Source organism: Enterobacter sp. FUJ80071, assembly GCF_038739915.1.
GTDB classification, from domain to species: domain Bacteria; phylum Pseudomonadota; class Gammaproteobacteria; order Enterobacterales; family Enterobacteriaceae; genus Enterobacter; species Enterobacter kobei.
The window spans coordinates 25,393-45,986 of sequence record NZ_JBBXKH010000003.1 but is presented as its reverse complement, the minus strand read 5'-3'; the positions used below and the strand labels follow the sequence as shown (position 1 = coordinate 45,986).

The window sequence follows — 20,594 nt, the reverse complement described above, 5'->3', positions numbered from 1 at the left end:
TAGCTCTTGTTCCTTGTGGTGGTTGGGTACAGTCCCGGTTCTCATGCTCCAGGCCGGAGTTCGTCAGTCATTTTTTGCAGCGCGAGCCGGTCACGCCAGGATGAACGTGGCCTGCTGAAGACAATGGGCTCAGGGCCTCTCTCCTGCTTCGGCGTCGTTCCACACCATCACCGTGGCCAGATGCTCCGCCACCTCCCGTCCCGTGTAACCGGCCAGGATAGTCAGCGCCCGTGAGGCCGCTTCACGCGACAGCGGACTGCGGAACCCGAATCCATCCGTCATCAGGAGCCACTGCAGACGTTCAGTCCAGCGCTCTCCGGGTTTGCGAACTGGCGAAAACACAATCTCCGTCAGCTGCCCGCGGTTGCAGTACAGCTGTCGCTGTTCCAGCTCATCCAGCAGGCTGTTCAGCTCGCGCCGGTCAGCTTCTTCCTGACTCATCAGCGGCCAGCGGATGCGGTGCCACTGCAGCTCCTGCGCCTGGTCGTCCGTGAACCCCGCGCGGGCCAGCAGGTCAGCCAGCGCGGCCACCGTGTCTTCCTCGTATGTGGCAGCAGTGAGCGGGTCCGCGTCGCGCAGAACGTGCAGCAGGCGCGCCGGTGCCGGCAGCATCCGCAGGGACGCTTCAGGACTGACCACGGCCAGTTGAATATCCTCAGTCAGCCCGGTGATCCCCTCCGCCTGCAGCGCGGCGTCCAGCTGACGGCACCAGGTGCCGGTCTGGTCCGCCGGCGCGGTAACGTCCACCGTGCCCGCCTCCGGCGTGGCGCTCTCATTAATCTGTACCCGGACCGCAATCCCCGCATCGTGACAGGACTGCAGCCAGGTGGCGACCTGCAGGGGATCGCCTTCCAGGCGTGTCACCTGCCCGGCCGCATTCCACAGCTGCAGGCAGGTGGTGCCGTCAAGACGGATCACGTAGTCACCCCGCAACGCCCGGTGCCATCGACCATCCAGCTCCACCGGCCGGTCGTCAGCCTCATCTGCCTGGACAGGCGGGACCAGAGGCAGAACCCGGATCGCCGTCGCGCGCTGCTCCGCCAGGACACGCGCCTGTTCGTCAGCGAGAAACGGGGCGGCCAGCGCACGGCCGGCATCCGTCAGCTCGACGGCCAGCTGCAGGTTCGGCGCGCGCAGGGTGCGCAGCCAGCCCGCGGCTTCCATGCGCCGGCAGGAGGCACGCAGGTTGGGGTCCGCTTGGAAAACGGAATCTATGGTCACTCCCGTTTTTGCAACACCGATTTTGACGACAAGTTGGCTTGCTTGAATCTATCCGGCGTCTGAATGGGATTTTATTCCCGCGCCTTGATGAGTTCCGCGCCTGATGAACCTCCAGAAAATATACGGCTTCAATGAGCCTTTCCGTTTTACAGGTTCCTCAACAGGCCGGTGGGCCGTTAGTATCATCAATATCAGTATTCGCAAAACCAGATCAGTAATTCTTTAAACCGGTGTATTTCTGCCGTTATGCTACATAAGTTTGCTGTCGTGCCGTTAGGGCCCAGGCTATTCTGGCCAGCTTGTTTGCCAGAGCACAAGTGACGACAAAGTTGCTTTTCCGGCACAGTAAATCCCTGACCCAATCGGCCAATTTGCCAGACTGGTGTTCCAGTTTTTGTATGAATACCCTGGCACATTGAACCAACAAAGTTCGGATCTTTTTATTACCTCGCTTACTAATTCCCAGCAATGTCGTCCTACCTCCCGTGCTGTACTGCCGAGGTACAAGCCCTGTTGCCGCCGCAAAGTCACGGCTGCTGGCGTACTGCTTCCCGTCGCCAATCTCAGTTGAAATAGTACTCGCTGTCAGTGTTCCGACGCAGGGAATGCTCAGCAAGCGCTGTCCAACCTCATCTTCGTCCAACTTTCGTTTCAACTGGGATTCCAAATCTTTAATCTGCTCAACAAGATAGTGATAATGCTGTTGTAATTTCAGCAATAACTGGCTGAGGTAAAGAGGCAAACTATTATCCTCAAGAATGGTACTCAGTCGGCTAATAACGGCAGCTCCTCGGGGAACGCTAATGCCAAATTCCAGCAGAAAAGCATGCATTTGATTGGTTGTTTTTACCTTATCCTGAACCAGGGATTCACGGACACGATGCAGAGCCCGCATTGCCTGCTGAGATTCCGTTCTGGGCTGCACAAAACGCATAGACGGACGCGATGCAGCTTCACAAATAGCTTCGGCGTCGACAAAGTCGTTTTTATTGCTTTTAACGAACGGGCGGACAAATTGTGGTGATATCAGCTTTGGGGAATGCCCCAACTCTTCCAACTTGCGTGCCATAAAGTGAGAACCGCCACAGGCTTCCATTGCGATGGTTGTAGCGGGGCATGTCGCCAAAAATTCGATCAACTTTGGCCGGGTAAATTTTTTACGGTAAACAGCCTTCCCGCGACGATCCTGGCAATGAATATGGAAAGAGTTTTTACCCAGATCGATACCAATGAGCGCAATGTTTTCCATGATAGTTCTCCGAATGAAAGCCTGTCCTCAGCATAGTACCGGGAAGGAGGGAGTGACCATCTCATTAATTATCCTACGCTAAGCCTGTTTTTTGTACATATTACTATTCACTGAGCGTAATGCGCGGTATTTACCCTGTCCCAGTTTGAGGTTCGTTCTCCAGACGTAATCCCCGCTCAGGTTGATATGTTCCCATCCCAGTGGTGACAGATGGGTAATCAGTTGCTCATTAATCGGGATCCCTTTTCGTCTCAAAGAATCTATCGCTCTTTCTATATATACCGTATTCCACAGTGAGATCGCCGCAGTCAGCAACGTCAGACCGCTGGCTCGATAGCTCTGATTCTCCAGCCCCCGATCTCTGATTTCACCCAGCCGATGCATAAAGACCGCTCGCGCAAGGGCATTGCGAGCCTCACCTTTATTCAGCCCCGCCTGTACGCGTCGACGCAGTAAAGGATCCCTGAACCAGTCCAGCATAAACAATGACCTTTCGATGCGGCCAATCTCTCTCAGCGCCTTTGCCAGACCATTCTGCTTCGGATAGCTTGCCAGCTTTTTCATCATCAGTGATGCTGTTACCGTTCCCTGCTTTATAGAACTTGCCAGACGCAGCACCTCATGCCAGTGGGTTTCAATTTCCTTTAGATTCAGGCTGGTTGTCGAGATGATTGACTGAAGCCCCTGATACAACTCAGCTTTTCCATGAATAAACAGCCGTTTGTCATGAAGATCCCGGATCCTTGGCGCAAAAGCGAATCCGAGCAGATGCATTAGCGCAAAAACATGCTCAGTGAAACCTGCTGTGTCGGTGTAATGCTCTGTAATTTCCAGATCAGTTTCGTGGTACAGCAGACCATCAAGTACGTGTGTTGAATCCCGCACGCGGCTGATAACTTTGGTGTAAAACGGGCTGTATTGGTCCGAAATATGCGTATAAATCTGCACGCCTGGATCCTGACCGTATTTAAGATTGACCTGACCAGCATAACGCCCGTGACTCCCCACCCGAAAGTTCTGTCCATCAGACGATGACGTTGTTCCATCGCCCCAGAATGCCGCCAGAGGGCTTTTTTTCTGGGCATTGACCAACTCGGCCAGCGCAGCTGAATAGGTTTCATCCCTGATGTACCAGGCCTGAATGCCCTCGAGTGACGATTTGGTCGTTCCCGGACAGGATTCGGCCATTTTTGTCAGTCCAAGGTTGATACCATCGGCCAGGATGGTGGTCAGTAACAACTTTCTGTCTTTAGGTCTGACGTGATTGTTTTTGAGATGTGTGAAATGGCGGGTAAAACCAGTCCAGCCGTCCACTTCATCCAGCATTTCAGTAATTTTAGGGTGAGGGAGCATGCCATAAACCAGATCGCCAAAAGGGGATGCTGCTGAAGGGACACTGTTATCCAGCGGGGTAATTTTCACGCCTTTATCCGAAATATCAACATCGGGTAAATCACCGGCCAGCGCCATCGCGTTAACTTCTTCCAGACGCGATGCAAGAAGCGTCAAACGGCTCTTGATGTATTCATGGCAATCGGCCGGAACAGCAAGGGGTAACTGGTTATCCCGGAGTGATTTTTCAAAATCGTCTGACGGGATCAGATAATCATCGAAATTCCTGTAGCGGCGTGCCCCCTTTACCCAGATGTCACCTGAACGTAAGGCTCCTTTCAGTTCATTCAGCACGCAAAATTCGTAATATTTTCGGTCAATGCCGGTGGGGGTGATCACAACCTTTCTCCAGCTTTCCGGGATGAACCCGATTGGCGCGGAAGGCGGTACTTTTCGGAGTTGTTTTCTATACATATCTCTGACGGTATCCAATGCGTCACTGAGCTGCATTGCGGCGGGTGCAGCCCTGAACTGCAACACGGACAGCATCCGGGGGGCGTATTTACGCAGCGTACTGTATTTTTCTGTGATCAGATGCAACGGGTCGAAGTTGTCCTTACGTGACAGGAACCGCGTCTCTTCCACGCTGTTGATGAATTCCTGCCAGGGAAGGACGTCTTCTATTGCGGCCCAGGGATCTTCCCCGGACTCTCGGTAATGACTCCAACTTACTGATAGTGTTTTATGTTCAGATAATGCCCGATGACTTTGTCATGCAGCTCCACCGATTTTGAGAACGACAGTGACTTCCTGCCCAGCCTTGCCAGATGTTGCCTCAGATTCAGGTTATGCCGCTCAATGCGCTGCGTATATCGCTTGCTGATAACGTGCAGTTCTCCCTTCAGGCGTGATTCATAAAGCGGCCAGCCATCCGTCATCCATACCACGACCTCAAAGGCCGACAGCAGGCCCAGAAGACGCTCCAGCGTGGCCAACGTGCGTTCACCGAATACGTGCGTCACAACCGTCCTCCGTATCCTGTCATACGCGTAAAACAACCAGCGCTGGCGTGATTTAGCGCCGACGTAACCCCACTGTTCATCCATTTCAGAGCAGACAATCACATCACTGCCCGGTTGTATGCGTGAGTTTACCGACTGCGGCCTGAGTTTTTTAAGTGTCGTAAAATCGTGTTGAGGCCAACGCCCATAATGCGTGCACTGGCGCGACATCCGACGCCATTCATGGCCATATCAATAATTTTCTGGTGTGTACCGGGCTGAGAGGCGGTGTAAGTGAACTGTAGCTGCCATGTTTTACGGCAGTGAGAGCAGAGATTGCGCTGATGTCCGGCAGTACTTTTACCGTTACGCACCACGCCTTCAGTAGCTGAACAGGAGGGACAGCTGATAGAAACAGAAGCCACTGGAGCACCTCAAAAACACCATCATACACTAAATCAGTAAGTTGGCACCATTACCGATGCTGCCATCGCCGGATTAGGCATGGCTTATGTACCGGAGCGCTATGCACAGCACGGGCTGGATACACAGCGCCTGGTAACCGTGCTGGACGACTGGACAATCACCTCGCAAGGTATCGCACTCTATTTTCCACAAAACCGGCACATGCCCGTCGCGTTACGACTGTTTGTCGACACCGTGAAAGCCACAACGCGCATCTGAAAAGCCCGACCAGGGCCGTTCAGGCGCGGCGAAAGGCCTGAACGCACCTCGTACCACCGTTTATTTGCTCAGTCACAAATAAACTGCGCTTCGCACTGGCGGGCGATTTCCCACAGCCTGTTGCGAATGACCTGCTTAAGTTGCAGCGTGGACTGGGACTGGGGTTGATCACGACGGCTGATCAGCATCACTTCAAACGGCAACGGCTGTGCGACGGGGAGTAATTTTAGCTGTTCGGCATAGCGGCAAGCCGTGAACAGATCCACCACGCCCACACCGCCGCCTGCCAGTACCATATCCGCAATCACCGAGTAGGTTTTAATCGATAACGACACTGCCGGATTCAGCTTTTTATCGCGTAGCGCGCGGTGCAGGACGCGCCCAAGCGGATCCTGGGTCTGCATCATCAGCAGGTTATTCGCGCATAACCATGCCAGCGTAACGGGCTCATGTTGGGGATGATTTGGCGGCAGTAGCGCCACCATTGACGACTGAAACAGCGGTTCCGCCAGCAGCGCTGCATCCACCTGCTGACCAAAGACCAGGGCGAAATCAAGCTGATTCTCCAGGATCATTTGGCATAAGGTACTAAAGTGTTCCGTGACCAGTTCAACGCTGACCGAGGGCACCTGTTGTCGCCAGGTGACCAATGCCGGTGCCAACACCATTTGACCGAAAGCGTGAGCCGCACCAACACGGACGATCTGCCCTTCGCCGCGTCGCAGTTGTTCAGTGAGCTGGGTGATGGATTGTAAGCGTTGGTAGAGATCTTCCACCTCTGGCAGCAGCCGTCGCCCTTCTGCCGTGACGCTCATGCCCTGGATACGCCGCTCAAACAGCGCAAAGCCCAGTTGCTGTTCTGCATGATTCAGCACGCGGCTGATATTGGGCTGCGATACGTTGAGCAGGCGCGCGGCTGCGCTGATGCTGCCGGTCTGTACGATGGCCTGAAAGACTTCTATGTGACGGAGCCGCATCATTATTTACCCTGTGTGGATTCAGCTACCCGCAGGCCGCTGTGATGCACCCTTTTCAGCGCTTCACTTACAGCACCGCCAACGCCTGAATCAAAATGGAAAACCTGAACCATCTGTCATCTCACCCGCGGTACGGGCAAAGAAACGGCCAGCGCCTGAATCTGTCCTGCCTCTGTCGTTATTCCTTACTGCCGATACGATCCGGGCGGGTAAAGACAGGACAACCCCTGCTGCAAAAATTGTACCGTAAAACAGAGGGAGGCGAAGGGACCCGCTACCGCCTTGCGCTGAAATAAGGCGGCGCCGGGCTTATGCAAGGGGAAACAGGTGCAAATCGCGCCGGTATCGGTCCATTTCCCCTCACTGGCTGAATCATTGAAAAGGGTAAAGCCAGGCGTTCGCCCTGCCATGGTGCAGCGGGGAGACGGCCGGGTTATCTCATGTGGATCGACGGTGCCTGGTGGCGGATTGTCGGTCAGTGCGCACGATCGCGCCCGGCGGCGATGTTTCTGAAAAAAGGAAGCTGCAGGGGCGAAGGTTACCCGCCCCTGACCTCATGGCTGTCCCTGTGCTACGACTGGGTACTCGCCAGGTAAGAAAATGCACTGAGCAAGCTGATCAACGTCTCCATCCGCTCTGCCTGATATCCCACGGTAACCGCATCGATGCGCGTGACGCCGGGGATCAGGCTGAACAGATCGGCCAACACGGGTTTACTGGCCTGAAGCTGCATATGATAAGGCGCGGTCAACCGGGTCGTGCGCGTATCGCGCTGATGCTCAAGCGCGGCGCGTGCAGCACTGCCTATGGCACGTTGTGCCGCTTTGGGACTAATGGATTCTGCGCAGGTATGGGAAATGGCGCGTTTGACACAAACGTAGTCAACCGTTGGGTAATACTCTGCTATCCAGCTCTGCAGCTGATCGTCGCCCGTGACCAGCCACAGTGGCGTGCCCTGCTCAGCGGCGGCAGCGGCGTAAATATCGGTTTCGCCCATCACCAGGCCATTGATATGGATACGCCAGAATGCACGGCCATTAATGGTGTGCGCCAGTACGCCGGGTTCGCCTGCTGCGCTGTGATAGCCCACCAGAAATAATCCGTCGAACGTCTGCTGTTCTATGCCTTCAACCATCGACAAGCCGCGCGGTTTGCCCTGCACCAGCCGGGCGCGGGGATCAAGATTTTCCGCCCGCAGGTTGGTCATTTGCGCATGGCTGTCTGCAACGACCACCTCCGTTGCGCCTCCCGCGAACGCCCCCTCAATCGCGGCATTCACTTCCTGTTCCATCAGACCACGGGCCAACTGATATTCCGGGTTGCCGGGTGTGCATTGCTCCGGACGCATAACGCCCGCGATACCTTCAATATCGGCAGAAATAAAAATTTTCATGTGGTTAACCTGTCCAGAATCTGAGTCAGTGAGGGGCGATGGTGACCCCGAAAGCCGGTAACAGGCTCTGCGCTCAACAAGGCATCGAGTACAGCCTGTTCGGTGGCATCTGCCGCGGCGGCAAGCAGCGGCTCCAGCATGGCGTCCTGCGGCGGTTGCGGCAGCGGTTGCGTTGAAAACGCTACGGCGATATCGCCCGAGCCGTGGCCCCAGTAGCTGCCCAGCCGCCCGAGGCCGGCACCGGCACGCTTCGCGATACGCTTCAACTGACGCGCATCCAGCGGCGCATCCGTCGCCATCACGATGATGACAGAACCGGCATCACGTTGCGGTGCCTCTCCTGCCAGCAGCGGTGCAATCACTTCACCGAGTCGCACACCGTCAAGCGTGAGCGCGCTGAGCGCGCCAAAATTCGCCAGCACCAGCACTCCCAGCGTGGCATTGAGCGACGGAATAACACGCGAGGCCGTGCCGATCCCGCCCTTCAGATTAAAACAGCTCATCCCGCGTCCTGCGCCAACGCTGCCGCGGGAAAAGTGCGCTGCGGCTGTATGCAATGCTTCCTGCGCCATCGCCTCACTGATGGCCAGCGCCTGAATATCATTGAGCCAGCCGTCGTTGCACTCCAGGGCCAGCGGGTTCACCGTCGGCAGCGTCCGCCCGAGTTCCGGGTTACGACGGATGGCATCCCGTACCAGCGCGGTAAACAGCGTGCCCACCGCCAGCGTGTTACTGAGCAGAATCGGCGTGTGTAACACACCCAGCTCCTCGACCTGTGTCAGTCCGACCGGTTTCGCAAAGCCATTCAGAACTTCAGCTCCGCACGGCAGCGGCGTGAGATACAGGTTATCACCCGGCGGAACGATAGCGGTGACGCCAGTCTGCAGCTCTCCCTCAGCCAGCGTGACGTGGCCGACGCGCACACCAGCCACATCGCTGATGCGATTAGTGGGGCCGCATGCGCTACGCGGCTGCCCCAACTGACGCTCGTTACGCCAGCGATCCAGCAGCAGTTCGCACTGCAGTTGTTGAAAGTCCATCATCAGCCCTTAAGTTTCGGGTCGAGCGTGTCACGCAGCGCGTCGCCGAGCAGGTTAAACGCCAGCACCGTGATAAAAATCGCCAGCCCCGGAAACACGCTCATGTGCCACGCGCCCGCCATCATCATGCTCCGGCTCATGGCCAGAATATTGCCCCATTCAGGCACATCCGGCTCCGGTCCGAGGCCAATAAAGCTTAAGCCTGCCGCTGTGAGAATACTGGTGCCAATGCGCATCGTAAAATAAACAATGACGCTGGAAAGCGTGCCCGGCAGAATATGGCGCAGGATAATGATTCGGTCGGGTGCACCGGCACAGCGCACGGCTTCCACATAGGCAGCCTGTCTCAATGACAGCGTGGAGGCGCGAACAATCCGGGCAAAGACGGGCACGCTGAACACCGCGACGGCGATGATGACATTGTTCAGGCCCGTTCCCAGAAGCGCCACCACCGCAATGGCCAGCAGCATGCCGGGAAACGCGAATAACACATCAGCACCGCGCATGATCAGCATATCGACCCAGCTACCGTAATAGCCCGCCAGCAACCCCAGCACGACGCCGACAATCATGCCGAGCGTCACGGACAGCACGCCGACATACAGCGAAATACGCGCCCCATAGATAATACGGCTGAGCAGGTCGCGCCCCAGTTCATCGGTGCCCATCCAGTGTGCTGCCGAAGGGGGCGAGGATAACGCCATCCAGTCGGGTGCCATCGGATCCCAGGGAGCCAGCCAGGGCGCAAAGATCGCCACCAGAATCAGCAGCAGGACAAATCCGCCTGAAACCAGCGCCAGAGGATTGCGCACAAAAGCATGCAGGAAATCGCGCCACGGCGAGCGAATAACCTGAGGCGATTGATGACTCATCTCGGCTCCTGTCGCAGACGAATTGCCGGATTGACGACCGCGTAAAGCAGATCCACCAGCAGATTAATGACGATAAATTCAAATACAAACAGCATCACCAGCGCCTGAATGACCGGCTGATCCTGCGCTTTGATAGACTCAATTAACAGCCAGCCTAACCCTGGCCAGTTGAAGACGCTTTCCACGACAATCGAACCGCCCAGCAGAAAACCAAACTGCAACCCCAGCATGGTGATTACTGGGATGAGCGCGTTACGCATCACGTGTTTCCACGTCACCAGACGGTTACGCAGCCCTTTAGCTTTCGCGGTGCGCACGTAATCTTCCTGTGCCACTTCAAGGAAAGCCGAGCGGGTAAAGCGTGCCATGACCGCCGCAACGGACGATCCCAGCGTGATGGCGGGCAGGACAATATCGCTGGCCTTGTTAAAGCCGCTGACCGAGAACAGGCCAAAAGGCATCGCAACGAACTGGATTAGCAGCAGCCCCAGCCAGAACGCCGGCATCGAGATACCGCCCACCGCCACGCTCATTAGCGTCCAGTCTTGCCATTTCCCTCGTTTCAGGGCCGCGAGTACGCCAAGCATCAGGCCGAGAAGCACAGACCAGGCGAAACCGGCTAAGGCGAGCCACAGTGTGGGCAGGAAGCCCTGCTTAATCACCTGCAGCACCGGTTGCTGGGTGCGGTACGTGGTGCCAAGATCGCCATGTAACAGGCTGTCTATCCAGTTAACATACTGCTGCGGCAACGAGTCGTTGAGCCCGAGGTGCTGACGTGCCGCTTCGACCGCTTCAATCGGTGCATCCGGCCCGGCATAAATGCGCGCCGGATCGCCCGGCAGCAGCTTGATGAAACCGAAAACCAGCAGCGAGACCACCAGCAAAACCGGGATCATCTCCAGCAATCGGCGAATGATGTATGCAAACATGCCATTCCCTGAAATAAAGGTGAAACGGGAAGCCTCACGTGCCGCCGTAACCGGCAAGGGCACGTGAGGGACATCCGCGACTTATTTAAACGACGCCTGAGTAAACAACAGATTGCCATCAGGCAGCATCGAAACGCCTCTCAGGGTGCTGCGTTTGCCTACCAGATTGTCTGGCGTGCCAAGGAACGCCACGGGGGCCTCTTTCCACAACAGCTTTTGCGCTTGTGCATAGGCGATACCACGTTTTGCCGGATCGGCCGTCGCCAGCCCGGCAGCAATCGCCTTGTCGACATCAGGATTGCTGAAATAGGAGACATTGTACGAGGTAGGTACCCAGGATTCGGTGGCGAACAGCGGACGCAGAGCCCAGTCGGCATCGCCTGTAGACGTCGACCAGCCGCCATAATAGAGGTCAAATTCGGCTTTTTTCGGGTCCTGAACGCCCCACAGCTTCGCGTTGCGCGTTCCGGAATCCATCGGTGTCACCGTGGCGCGAATACCCACCGTGGCCAGTTGCGCCTTCAGCACCTGGGCGGCGCGCACGCTGGCGGTCGCATTGGTGACCCAGAGCTTGAGATCCAGCCCATTCGGGTAGCCCGCCGCTTTCAGCAACGCTTTGGCCTTATCCGGCGCATAGTGGTAATCGGGATCGCTCTGCTTCTCATAGAACTGCACCCCTTCCGGCATCGCGGAGGTGGCCGGTTTACCCAAACCGGCAAAGGCCACCTTCAACCACAGATTACGGTCAATCGCATAGTTGATTGCCTGGCGCACGCGGACATCGGCCAGTGGCTTATGCTGCGTATTGATCGCCATGTAATAGAGATAGATGCTCGGATCGCGCTGAATCGCGAGGTTGCTGTCCTGCTTCACCGCCGCGATCAGATCCGAAGGCAAAGGCCAAATGGCATCCACCTGACCCGATTTCAACGCGGCAACCCGTGTCGCATCTTCCGGACTGGGTGAGAAGATCACCTGATCGACTTTGGGCCAGCCCTGCCGCCAGTAACCGTCATACTTCGCCAGCGTGACCGCTTTGCCCGGTGTCCAGTTTACGAATTTAAATGGTCCGGTCCCCACCGGATGCAGCCGCAACTGGGCCTCGTCCGGATACTGTTTCAGAACCGACGGGCTCCACATCACCGCCGAAGGGTGCGCCAGCGTGTTAATAAAAGCACCAAATGACTGATTGAGTGAGATTTTCACCTGATCGGGTGCCAGCACCGTCACCTTATCGATCATTTTGTACAGGCTGTTGCGCTTCAGCCCTTTTTTCTGGTCAGCCAGACGATCAAGGTTCGCTTTGACCGCTTCCGCATCAAAAGGCGTACCGTCCTGGAAGGTAACGCCTTTACGCAGCGTCAGCGTAAATTCCGTCGCACTGTCGTTGGAGGTGTAACCGGTCGCCAGCCAGGGCTCCAGCTTCATCTGGGGATCAAACTGAAACAGGCGCTCAAAGATACCGCTTTGCACCGAGTAGCTGACATTATCCGAGGTATCGTGCGGATCGAGCCCCGTAATATCGGCATACATTGAAATGCGCAGATCCTGTGCCTGCGCGGTCATGACCAGTGTCGTCGTTAAGGCGAGGGCGAGTGAAGTACGGCGGAACAGCGTTTTCATAAAATCTCCTGGTCGTTAAGGATTATCGCAATGCAATGCCGTCAGCGACCCAGTGTTGCGGTGCAACCTGCCGATAACGGGGTTTCGTGACCGTTTCGCCCACCTTTCGCAACGGCGAAGGGATTTCGCTGTCATCAAAACGGCGAGGCTGACGGTTCTCGGGATCTGCCACCGGCACGGAGGCCAGCAGACGTTGGGTATAAGGATGTTGCGGTTGATTAAAGACCGACTGGCGCGGTCCGAGCTCGACAATCTGGCCGAGGTACATCACCGCCACGCGGTTGGCAATGCGCTCGACGACCGCCATATCATGAGAGATGAATATCCAGGCTACGCCCGTTTGCTGCTGGAGATCCATCATCAGATTCACCACCTGCGCCTGAATTGAAACGTCAAGGGCCGATACGGCTTCATCAGCAATAATCACTTTCGGTTTCAGGGCCATCGCGCGGGCAATGGCAATACGCTGGCGCTGACCGCCCGAAAATTCGTGCGGATAACGGCGCGCGTGCTCCGGCAACAGCCCGACGCTTGTCAGCAGCGCATCAATGTGTGGAGAAGCCTGTTCCAGTGAGTCCACCATGCCATGCAACAGCAACGGCTCGGCAATGGTAAACCCCACCGTCAGACGTGGATTCAGTGACGCATAGGGGTCCTGAAACACCATCTGAATTTCACGGCGCAGCGGCTGGAATGCCGTCTCTTTCAGATGAGAGATTTCCTTTCCTTCAAAGTGGATGCTTTCCGCCTCACTGGCGATCAGGCGCATCAGCGCACGCCCGGTGGTCGATTTACCGCAGCCGCTTTCACCCACGATGGCCAGGGTTTCACCCGGCCACAGACTGAAATCAATCTGCTCAACCGCATGCACATGATGCGTATGGGTCGAGAAGATGCCGCTGCGGATGGGGTAATACACTTTTAACCCACGTACATCGAGTAGCGGTTCGCTGTCGTAGCGCGCCGTCAGCTGTTCGTGTTGCGCCACCTGTTGTGCACCCAACAGAGGAAAGCGTTGCGGCCACGCGTATTCGCGCATGTCGCCCAGTTTTGGCACGGCTGCCAGCAACGCTTTGGTATATGCATGCTGCGGGGCGGCAAAAATCTCTGACACGGTGCCCTGCTCGACCACTTCGCCACGCAGCATGACCACAACACGATCCGCAATTTCCGCCACAACGCCCATATCATGGGTGATAAACAACACCGCCATGTTCTTCTCGCGTTGCAACTCACGCAGGATATGTAAAATGCGCGCCTGTACGGTGACGTCCAGCGCCGTCGTGGGTTCGTCGGCAATCAGGAGTTGCGGATCACAGGCCAGCGCCTGAGCAATCATCACGCGCTGGCGCATTCCGCCGGACAGCGCGTGCGGATAGCTTTTCATGACGCGATCGACATCGGCAATACGTACCTGTCGCAGCAGTTCACGTACGCGCGCATGAGCCTGTTTCTTGTCGCACTGATGATGGTCGCGTAACGCTTCGGTGAGTTGATCATCGATACGCAGCACCGGATTCAGTGAGGTCATCGGCTCCTGAAAGATCATCGCCATTTCACGGCCACGCAACGTGCGGCGCTGACTGTCATCCAGCGTTTCTAACGCATGAACTTCTCCGCGGCGATCGCGAAACTGCATGCTGCCGCGATCGATACGGCCGCTGCTCGCCAGCAAGCCCATCACGGCCAGCGACGTGACTGATTTACCTGAGCCGCTCTCGCCCACCACGGCGACAATTTCGCCTGGATAAATGGCGAAACTGATGCCTTTCAGCGCCTGATTCTCACCACTGCGTCCACGAAATGAGACGCTAAGGTTCTGAACAGCAAGCACCGGTGATGCACCGTCAGCACGTGTGGCAGAAGAAGTGAGTCGTGTGTCCGTCATCAATGCCTCGTCGCCTTACAGCCAGATACGGCCATCGGAGTAATTCAAAAAAGGAGAGCTGTCAGCCGCCAGCCAGATCGGGCCATCTAAATCGACGTGCTCTGCGTGCACCGCCACGGGCAATGCCGCTTCCATCGCCAGGGATGAACCCAGCATGCAGCCGACCATGATGCGCATGTTCTGCTTGTGCGCTTCATCGACCATCGCCAGCGCTTCCGTCAGACCTCCGCACTTATCCAGCTTGATGTTGATCATCTCGTAGCGATGACGCAGGCTGGCAATGTCCTCTCGCGTGTGGCAACTCTCGTCCGCACAGACGGGAACAGGATGACGGAAGCGTTGCAGGTCATGATCCTGACCAGCGGGAAGCGGTTGCTCGACCATCGCGATGTTAAAGGCCTGAAGCGCCACCAGCAGGCTTGAGCAATCCTTTTTACGCATTCGTGATGAAACCGGCCCGGTGAGAGGCCTGGTGCGTGTCAGTGCGCCGGTAGCCTTTGCGCGCCAGCAGCTCGTCCCGGTCATTGGCGATTTTGTCCGGGAGTACCCACAGGTCACTATTCAGTTGGATGTCAACGACCGTCTGGTATCACTGACTCGTGAAGGTTTTGATTTGGCCATCCGTCACAGCCAGACACTTCCGGAAACCCACATTGCGCTGAAGTTGTGTGACACGCATGCGGTTCTGGTTGCCTCCCCCGCTTACCTGGCGCAATACGGCACCCCGCAAAAGCCCGACGACCTGGAGCGGCATAACTGTCTGTACTATCTGCGCGGACAGGAACCGCCGCGATGGCATTTCCACAAAGTGACGGGCGGAGAGGAAACCGTAATGGTGAAGGGACAGGGAAACTTTGCCACTAACAACAGCGAATCCGTCCGCGATGCGGCATTACAGGGACTCGGTATCGCCCTGCTCCCTGATTTTAGTGCGCGCGCCGCGCTGGCTGCAGGGACACTAACGCAGGTTCTGCCCGCATGGCGAACGGTAGACGCATTTGCCGAAAGCTTATGGGTAATACGTCCGCATACTGCGCAGGTTCCTAAGGCTGTGACCACGTTTATTCGGTGGCTGCGGGCGAGGTTTGCGGAGTAGAGTTGAGTAGAATGGTGGTGGTGATTATGTGCGGATGGGCTGCATTGTGTCAGGAGCGGACGTTGCTCATATCACTGTTTTAATGAGAGGGTAAGTGTTTTATGTAAACAGAGCTTCCTTAACTTCACGTTGTCATGGCACCACGTAAGGACGCAACAGTGGTCTTGTGATAAAACATCGTAGTTTTTGCACGTTTTATAGGGGTCAGTAATCTTATCCCTAATCACCCTCTTATCTTAAGGAAGGTGCGAACAAGTTCCTGATATGAGATCATCATATTCATCCGGAGCGCATCCCAGAGGGACATCATGAGCCATCAACTCACCTTCGCCGATAGTGAATTCAGCACTAAGCGCCGTCAGACCCGAAAAGAGATTTTCCTCTCCCGCATGGAGCAGATTCTGCCATGGCAGAATATGACCGCTGTCATCGAGCCGTTTTATCCCAAGGCGGGCAATGGCCGACGGCCCTATCCGCTGGAGACCATGCTGCGTATTCACTGCATGCAGCATTGGTACAACCTGAGCGACGGTGCCATGGAAGATGCCCTGTACGAAATCGCCTCCATGCGCCTGTTTGCCCGATTATCCCTGGATAGCGCCCTGCCGGATCGCACCACCATCATGAATTTCCGCCACCTGCTCGAGCAGCATCAACTGGCCCGTCAATTGTTCAAGACCATCAATCGCTGGCTGGCCGAAGCAGGCGTCATGATGACCCAAGGCACTTTGGTGGATGCCACCATCATTGAGGCACCCAGCTCTACCAAGAACAAAGAGCAGCAACGCGATCCGGAGATGCATCAGACCAAGAAAGGCAATCAGTGGCACTTTGGCGTGAAGGCCCACATTGGTGTCGATGCCAAGAGTGGCCTGACCCACAGCCTAGTCACCACCGCGGCCAACGAGCATGACCTCAATCAGCTGGGTAATCTGCTTCATGGAGAGGAGCAATTTGTCTCAGCCGATGCCGGCTACCAAGGAGCGCCACAGCGCGAGGAGCTGGCCGAGGTGGATGTGGACTGGCTGATCGCCGAGCGTCCCGGCAAGGTAAAAACCTTGAAGCAGCATCCGCGCAAGAACAAAACGGCCATCAACATCGAATACATGAAAGCCAGCATCCGTGCCAAGGTGGAGCACCCGTTTCGCATCATCAAGCGGCAGTTCGGCTTCGTGAAAGCCAGATACAAGGGGCTGCTGAAAAACGATAACCAACTGGCGATGTTATTCACCCTGGCCAACCTGTTTCGGGTGGACCAAATGATACGTCAGTGGGAGAGATCTCAGTAAAAACCGGAAATAACGCCAGAAATGGTGGAAAAAATAGCCTAAATAGGCTGATTCGATGTGTTTGCGGGAAAAAAATCGGCCCAGATCCGCGAAATTTTAATCAGCGAGTCAGCTTGGGAAGAAATGACCTGCTTATTCGCACCTTCCTTAATTGTGAGGTCGACATGACCAAAAAAACATTGTGTATGGACTCTTTCATTATTATTCATTTCGCTTATAAAAAAAACGCTCCCGGACGGGAGCGTAAGCCAGTGACTTCGGCGTCAAATGAGGGTCTGACAAGTGGAGCTGCGGGTTAATTCTGGGTGATCTGGCTGCGATGCTTTTCCGCCTGTTGCTGATGAATAACGGAAGACTGGCCATTATTCGCCTTCTCATGCACAACAGCGGCTTTCTCATGCTCGCTCATTTCGGAAAATGGCTTAGCAGTTTCTTGGGTGTTCTCAGGTTTGGCTTTCATCATTTTTTTATGCATTTCAGCCATGTCCTGATGGGCGGCAGAATTGCCGTTTTGCATCATTTCATGGGACATTGCGGCCTGATCGTGACCGCTCATATCCATCATTTTCATGCTCTCCCCCTGAACTGCACTTTTTTCAGCGGATGATTGCATCTGATGGGCAGGCGCCTGGGCATTATTTACCTGGTCATGCATGTTCATTGTCTCTGCAGCCCAGGCAGATGAAGCGACAGCCATCATGGCAATAAAGGATACAAGGATCTTTTTCATGGTTGGGTCTCCGGTGTTTTCATACCCGAACAATCAATGCTTATAACAGAGAAAGCATTTGATCTCAGGGCTGGTTGATCATCACGCCAGGAACCGGGCGATTGAATTATCACGCTGTCCTGATTTATGGCTGATTATAAAAAACCGCCTCTGTTTATCGCGTGACTGAACGATGACATTTTTGTCACCTTCCGGGTTTCTCCTGAATAACGGTATTAATCCATTAACAGACGCACACTGAACACAATTTCCCGCCCCTGCTGTTCTGCTGACAGCTCGCCGCCGTGAGCATGAATGATCGACCTTGTAATTGATAATCCCAGCCCCGCGCCTTCCGTGTTGTAGAACCTTGATGAGTCTGCGCGATAGAACCGGTCAAACAAACGTTCCAGATTAGCGGGAACCTGGCCGGACATCGTATTCGTAATCATCACGTTCACACAGTCACTGTCACGCTCAATGTGTATCGCTGTACAGGTGTTATCGGGAGAATACTTGATTGCATTGGAAAGCAGGTTACTGAAAGCACGTCGGAGCATATCGCTGTCTCCGGCAACAACGCCCTCTCCTTCAACCGTGATTGTCTTTCCTGTTTCGTCTGCCAGGGGCTCGAACAACTCACGTAATTCATTCAGTTCGGCTGCCAGATCCACATCATGTTTATCCAGCCGCAGCAGACCATGCTCTGAACGTGCCAGAAAAAGCATGTCACTGGTCATTCGTGACAACCTTTTCAGTTCTTCCAGGTTAGCGAATAAAATTTCGCGGTAATGCGAAACATCCCTTTCCTTAGCCAGTGCAAACTGCGTCTGCATCATCAGATTACTGACTGGTGTGCGCAGCTCATGCGCGATGTCAGACGAGAAATCTGACAGTTTCCGGAATGCCCCCTCCAGGCGATCAAACATATTATTGAACTCCTGCATGGTCTCAGAGATTTCCGGCGGAGCCAGAGCGGGATTTAGACGCTGATCCAGGCTGTGTACGGTCATGGAGGAAGCCAGACTGGTCATTTCCCGTAGCGGTTTCAGACCAATACGTGTGGTCAGCCAGCCCAGAAAAACAGAAATAAAGACCAGACCGATATTGAACCACAACAGCCAGGTACTGAGTTTGTCCATAAACAGGGTGTGATACCCAGTATCCGTGGCAACCGTAATGATGACATGTTTGCTTTTACCCTGTTCCGGCGTCACGGCAACCCGCCGCGAGATACTGCGGTACACGGTGTTATTTTCTTCCGTCTGGATCATATAGTCGAGAATATCACCCGACTTATTAAGCAGGACCGCTGGAAAAACAGAATTTTTGGCATAGAGTTCAACAATTTTTTCATTTTCCATGTTTTTTATAGAAATGAATAAGCCATTGTGCCCCACCATCGCATCGTTTATTTTTTCTGATAATGACTTAATATCCGTTTTGTTCCTGAACGTCTCTGTTTTAAGAAACTCTTCGGTGAGCTGAAGTTTACCTGTCAGAAAATCGCGGTCCTGATTATCGAAATAGCCATTCAGGGTGCTAATCAGGATAAAACTTGATAACCACCATACCGTAAGCATCACCGCAGAAAAAATCAGGCTCAGGCGTGTGGTCAGGGAAATTTTGAACCTCACTCTTCTCTGATCTCCAGGACATATCCGGCACCGCGAACGGTATGGATCAGTTTTGGCTCAAAGTCATCATCAATTTTACTTCTCAGACGTCTCACGGCGACATCAATCACATTCGTATCACTGTCAAAATTCATGTTCCAGACCAGGGACGAGATAAGACTCCTGGGTAACACTTCTCCGGTGCGTTGCAGCAGCAACTCAAGCAGAACGTATTCTTTACCGGTGAGATGGATCTTCTTCCCCGAACGGATCACGGTCCGGCGCACCATATCAACGGTCATATCGGCGATGGTGCAGACTGTTGCGGCCTGCGAGCGTGCCCGGCGCAGTAGGGTTCTTACACGTGCAACCAGCTCCGTAAAATCAAAGGGCTTAATCAGGTAGTCATCTGCGCCAAGCTCCAGTCCTTTCACTTTGTCCCGCACGTTGTCCTTTGCGGTTAAAAACAGGACCGGTTCTTCGTGCCCGGACTCCCTCAGTGCGCTGATGATTTGCCACCCGTCGAGGAAAGGCAGCATCACGTCCAGTATTATCAAATCATACTGTCCCTTCGACGCGGCCCCGAGACCATCGCGGCCATTATTAAAGAGATCGGCCTGATAGCCTTCCTCAACCAGTCCCTGCTGCAGGTAACGACCTGTTTTTTGTTCGTCTTCAACGATTAAAATACGCTGCATGGTCAACTCGCTGATATGAAAGTAAAAATCTCACGCATGAGCTTTGGCTGTCCCCTAGCTGATCTGAGACGGAGCAAGCATTCCAAGCCACGCTACGGCGCCCAGAATGATAATCGCAACAACGAATTCTGTCAGGATGCTGTTTCGCATCAGGGCAACGCTGCGATCATAATTCCCTTCCCTGACCATAACTTCAAGCCGGGGACCCAGGTGAAACCGGTTTGCTGCAGCCAGAAGAAGCATCAGAACAAACAGAGCCGTCTTGGCAAGCAATATCCTCCCCCAGGAACTGTTGAATAAGGGAGTTAAGTTACCCTCAGCAATATACAGATAGTTGACCAGCGCACTCAGGATCAGGGCTACAACAATCACCGTTCCTGCCGTGGCAAATTTTGCCAGGGAGTCAGATATCACAATGACGCTCTGTGCATTATGCTCGTTTCTGCGCATCAGCAGGATAGCAAATGCAACCAGAGCACCTGTCCAGGCACCTGCAGCGCCGAGATGGGTCAGATCGCTCAGTAAATGGAGATAGTAATGCAGACCGTCATGCATAACGGCGTGTCCTCCCCAGGCAAGTGTAGCCAGCGCCACGCCCCCACTCATCGTCATCAGCAGGCAGGACAATACTCTCTTATTAGTGTAAAGGAACAAAGCACCGAGTGTGGTAAACAGGGCACAGAGCCTGACAATCCAGCTAATACCCACATCAGTTTCTTCTATCACCATCTCGATAACATGGATGGATAATTCTCTGAGGTCAGTTACTCCACTCATGGCATTAGATACCAGGAGCATATTAATGCCAGTAAGAATGATGCCTGTAACAACAGCAAAGGTTATAAACGACCTGAAATTAGTCAGGTTATAGGTTTCATGTCTGACACCGCTTATTCCATATATCTGAAAAAATGGCAATCCAAATATTACCATCAAATCCAGATAAAGAAGAAAACGAATAACAATCATAATCAGGT

General features: G+C 54.6%; 17 protein-coding genes and 3 pseudogenes. 4 read left to right on the top strand and 16 right to left on the bottom strand.

Going from position 1 to position 20,594, the window contains the following annotated elements; genetic code table 11:
- Positions 1–129 precede the first annotated feature (129 nt).
- The gene (locus tag AAER43_RS25095) at positions 130–933 is read right to left on the bottom strand and encodes a hypothetical protein (RefSeq protein ID WP_275150593.1); all 804 of its coding nucleotides are present in this window, start codon (positions 931–933) and stop codon (positions 130–132) included.
- A gap of 6 nt (positions 934–939) precedes the next feature.
- On the opposite strand from AAER43_RS25095, the gene AAER43_RS25090 reads away from it, so the two are divergent.
- Complete coding sequence (locus AAER43_RS25090; RefSeq protein WP_071978086.1) at positions 940–1,284, top strand: hypothetical protein; 345 nt, start codon at positions 940–942, stop codon at positions 1,282–1,284.
- A gap of 181 nt (positions 1,285–1,465) precedes the next feature.
- Here the strand turns inward: AAER43_RS25090 and AAER43_RS25085 are convergent, their stop codons facing one another.
- The 3 genes and pseudogenes from AAER43_RS25085 to AAER43_RS25075 form a co-directional block, all read right to left on the bottom strand.
- Complete coding sequence (locus tag AAER43_RS25085) at positions 1,466–2,470, bottom strand: IS110-like element IS4321 family transposase (RefSeq protein WP_000427623.1); 1,005 nt, start codon at positions 2,468–2,470, stop codon at positions 1,466–1,468.
- A 78-nt stretch (positions 2,471–2,548) separates the two neighbouring features.
- Positions 2,549–4,516 (bottom strand): annotated as a pseudogene (locus AAER43_RS25080) (Tn3 family transposase); the annotation flags it as partial.
- 14 nt (positions 4,517–4,530) lie between these two features.
- A protein-coding gene (locus AAER43_RS25075; RefSeq protein WP_226322890.1) for an IS1 family transposase occupies positions 4,531–5,228 on the bottom strand; the annotation gives its coding sequence in 2 pieces (ribosomal slippage) (positions 4,531–4,979 and positions 4,979–5,228; 699 coding nt in all).
- Between the two features lie 49 nt (positions 5,229–5,277).
- Between AAER43_RS25075 and AAER43_RS25070 the strand changes: the two genes are divergently transcribed.
- Positions 5,278–5,487, top strand: a complete 210-nt coding sequence (locus tag AAER43_RS25070) for a LysR substrate-binding domain-containing protein (protein WP_077255705.1) — start codon at positions 5,278–5,280, stop codon at positions 5,485–5,487.
- Positions 5,488–5,555: 68 nt separating this feature from the next.
- Here the strand turns inward: AAER43_RS25070 and AAER43_RS25065 are convergent, their stop codons facing one another.
- The 8 genes and pseudogenes from AAER43_RS25065 to AAER43_RS25030 all read right to left on the bottom strand — a co-directional run.
- Positions 5,556–6,464, bottom strand: coding sequence for a LysR family transcriptional regulator (locus AAER43_RS25065; RefSeq protein ID WP_032413424.1), 909 nt, complete (start codon positions 6,462–6,464; stop codon positions 5,556–5,558).
- 571 nt (positions 6,465–7,035) lie between these two features.
- Positions 7,036–7,857 (bottom strand): M55 family metallopeptidase, encoded by an 822-nt coding sequence (locus tag AAER43_RS25060; protein ID WP_015065586.1) that lies wholly within the window; start codon positions 7,855–7,857, stop codon positions 7,036–7,038.
- On the bottom strand, positions 7,854–8,897 hold the full coding sequence (locus AAER43_RS25055; RefSeq protein ID WP_057058099.1) for a P1 family peptidase: 1,044 nt from the start codon (positions 8,895–8,897) through the stop codon (positions 7,854–7,856). Before AAER43_RS25055 ends, AAER43_RS25060 begins: the two co-directional genes overlap by 4 nt.
- 2 nt (positions 8,898–8,899) lie before the next feature.
- Positions 8,900–9,769: an ABC transporter permease subunit gene (locus tag AAER43_RS25050; RefSeq protein WP_015065584.1), complete on the bottom strand. Its 870-nt coding sequence runs from the start codon at positions 9,767–9,769 to the stop codon at positions 8,900–8,902.
- A complete protein-coding gene (locus AAER43_RS25045) occupies positions 9,766–10,698 on the bottom strand; it encodes an ABC transporter permease subunit (protein WP_015065583.1) in 933 nt (310 codons plus the stop codon). Before AAER43_RS25045 ends, AAER43_RS25050 begins: the two co-directional genes overlap by 4 nt.
- A gap of 81 nt (positions 10,699–10,779) precedes the next feature.
- Complete coding sequence (locus AAER43_RS25040; RefSeq protein ID WP_069683698.1) at positions 10,780–12,321, bottom strand: glutathione ABC transporter substrate-binding protein; 1,542 nt, start codon at positions 12,319–12,321, stop codon at positions 10,780–10,782.
- Between the two features lie 22 nt (positions 12,322–12,343).
- On the bottom strand, positions 12,344–14,209 hold the full coding sequence (locus tag AAER43_RS25035) for an ABC transporter ATP-binding protein (RefSeq protein WP_015065581.1): 1,866 nt from the start codon (positions 14,207–14,209) through the stop codon (positions 12,344–12,346).
- A 15-nt stretch (positions 14,210–14,224) separates the two neighbouring features.
- A pseudogene (locus tag AAER43_RS25030) lies at positions 14,225–14,629 on the bottom strand (enolase C-terminal domain-like protein); the annotation flags it as partial.
- Between AAER43_RS25030 and AAER43_RS25025 the strand changes: the two are divergent.
- Both AAER43_RS25025 and AAER43_RS25020 read left to right on the top strand, forming a co-directional pair.
- A pseudogene (locus AAER43_RS25025) lies at positions 14,622–15,305 on the top strand (substrate binding domain-containing protein); the annotation flags it as partial. The pseudogenes AAER43_RS25030 and AAER43_RS25025 overlap by 8 nt on opposite strands.
- 308 nt (positions 15,306–15,613) lie before the next feature.
- Positions 15,614–16,594, top strand: a complete 981-nt coding sequence (locus AAER43_RS25020) for an IS5-like element ISKpn26 family transposase (RefSeq protein ID WP_342702039.1) — start codon at positions 15,614–15,616, stop codon at positions 16,592–16,594.
- Positions 16,595–16,889: 295 nt separating this feature from the next.
- On the opposite strand, the gene AAER43_RS25015 is transcribed toward AAER43_RS25020, so the two are convergent.
- The 4 genes from AAER43_RS25015 to pcoD form a co-directional block, all read right to left on the bottom strand.
- Complete coding sequence (locus tag AAER43_RS25015) at positions 16,890–17,324, bottom strand: hypothetical protein (RefSeq protein WP_004118347.1); 435 nt, start codon at positions 17,322–17,324, stop codon at positions 16,890–16,892.
- Between the two features lie 215 nt (positions 17,325–17,539).
- A complete protein-coding gene (gene pcoS / locus AAER43_RS25010) occupies positions 17,540–18,940 on the bottom strand; it encodes a copper resistance membrane spanning protein PcoS (RefSeq protein WP_057058258.1) in 1,401 nt (466 codons plus the stop codon).
- Positions 18,937–19,617 (bottom strand): copper response regulator transcription factor PcoR, encoded by a 681-nt coding sequence (gene pcoR, locus AAER43_RS25005; protein WP_001188930.1) that lies wholly within the window; start codon positions 19,615–19,617, stop codon positions 18,937–18,939. Before pcoR ends, pcoS begins: the two co-directional genes overlap by 4 nt.
- Positions 19,618–19,671: 54 nt before the next feature.
- The gene (pcoD, locus tag AAER43_RS25000) at positions 19,672–20,550 is read right to left on the bottom strand and encodes a copper resistance inner membrane protein PcoD (RefSeq protein ID WP_080821469.1); all 879 of its coding nucleotides are present in this window, start codon (positions 20,548–20,550) and stop codon (positions 19,672–19,674) included.
- Between the last annotated feature and the right edge of the window lie 44 nt (positions 20,551–20,594).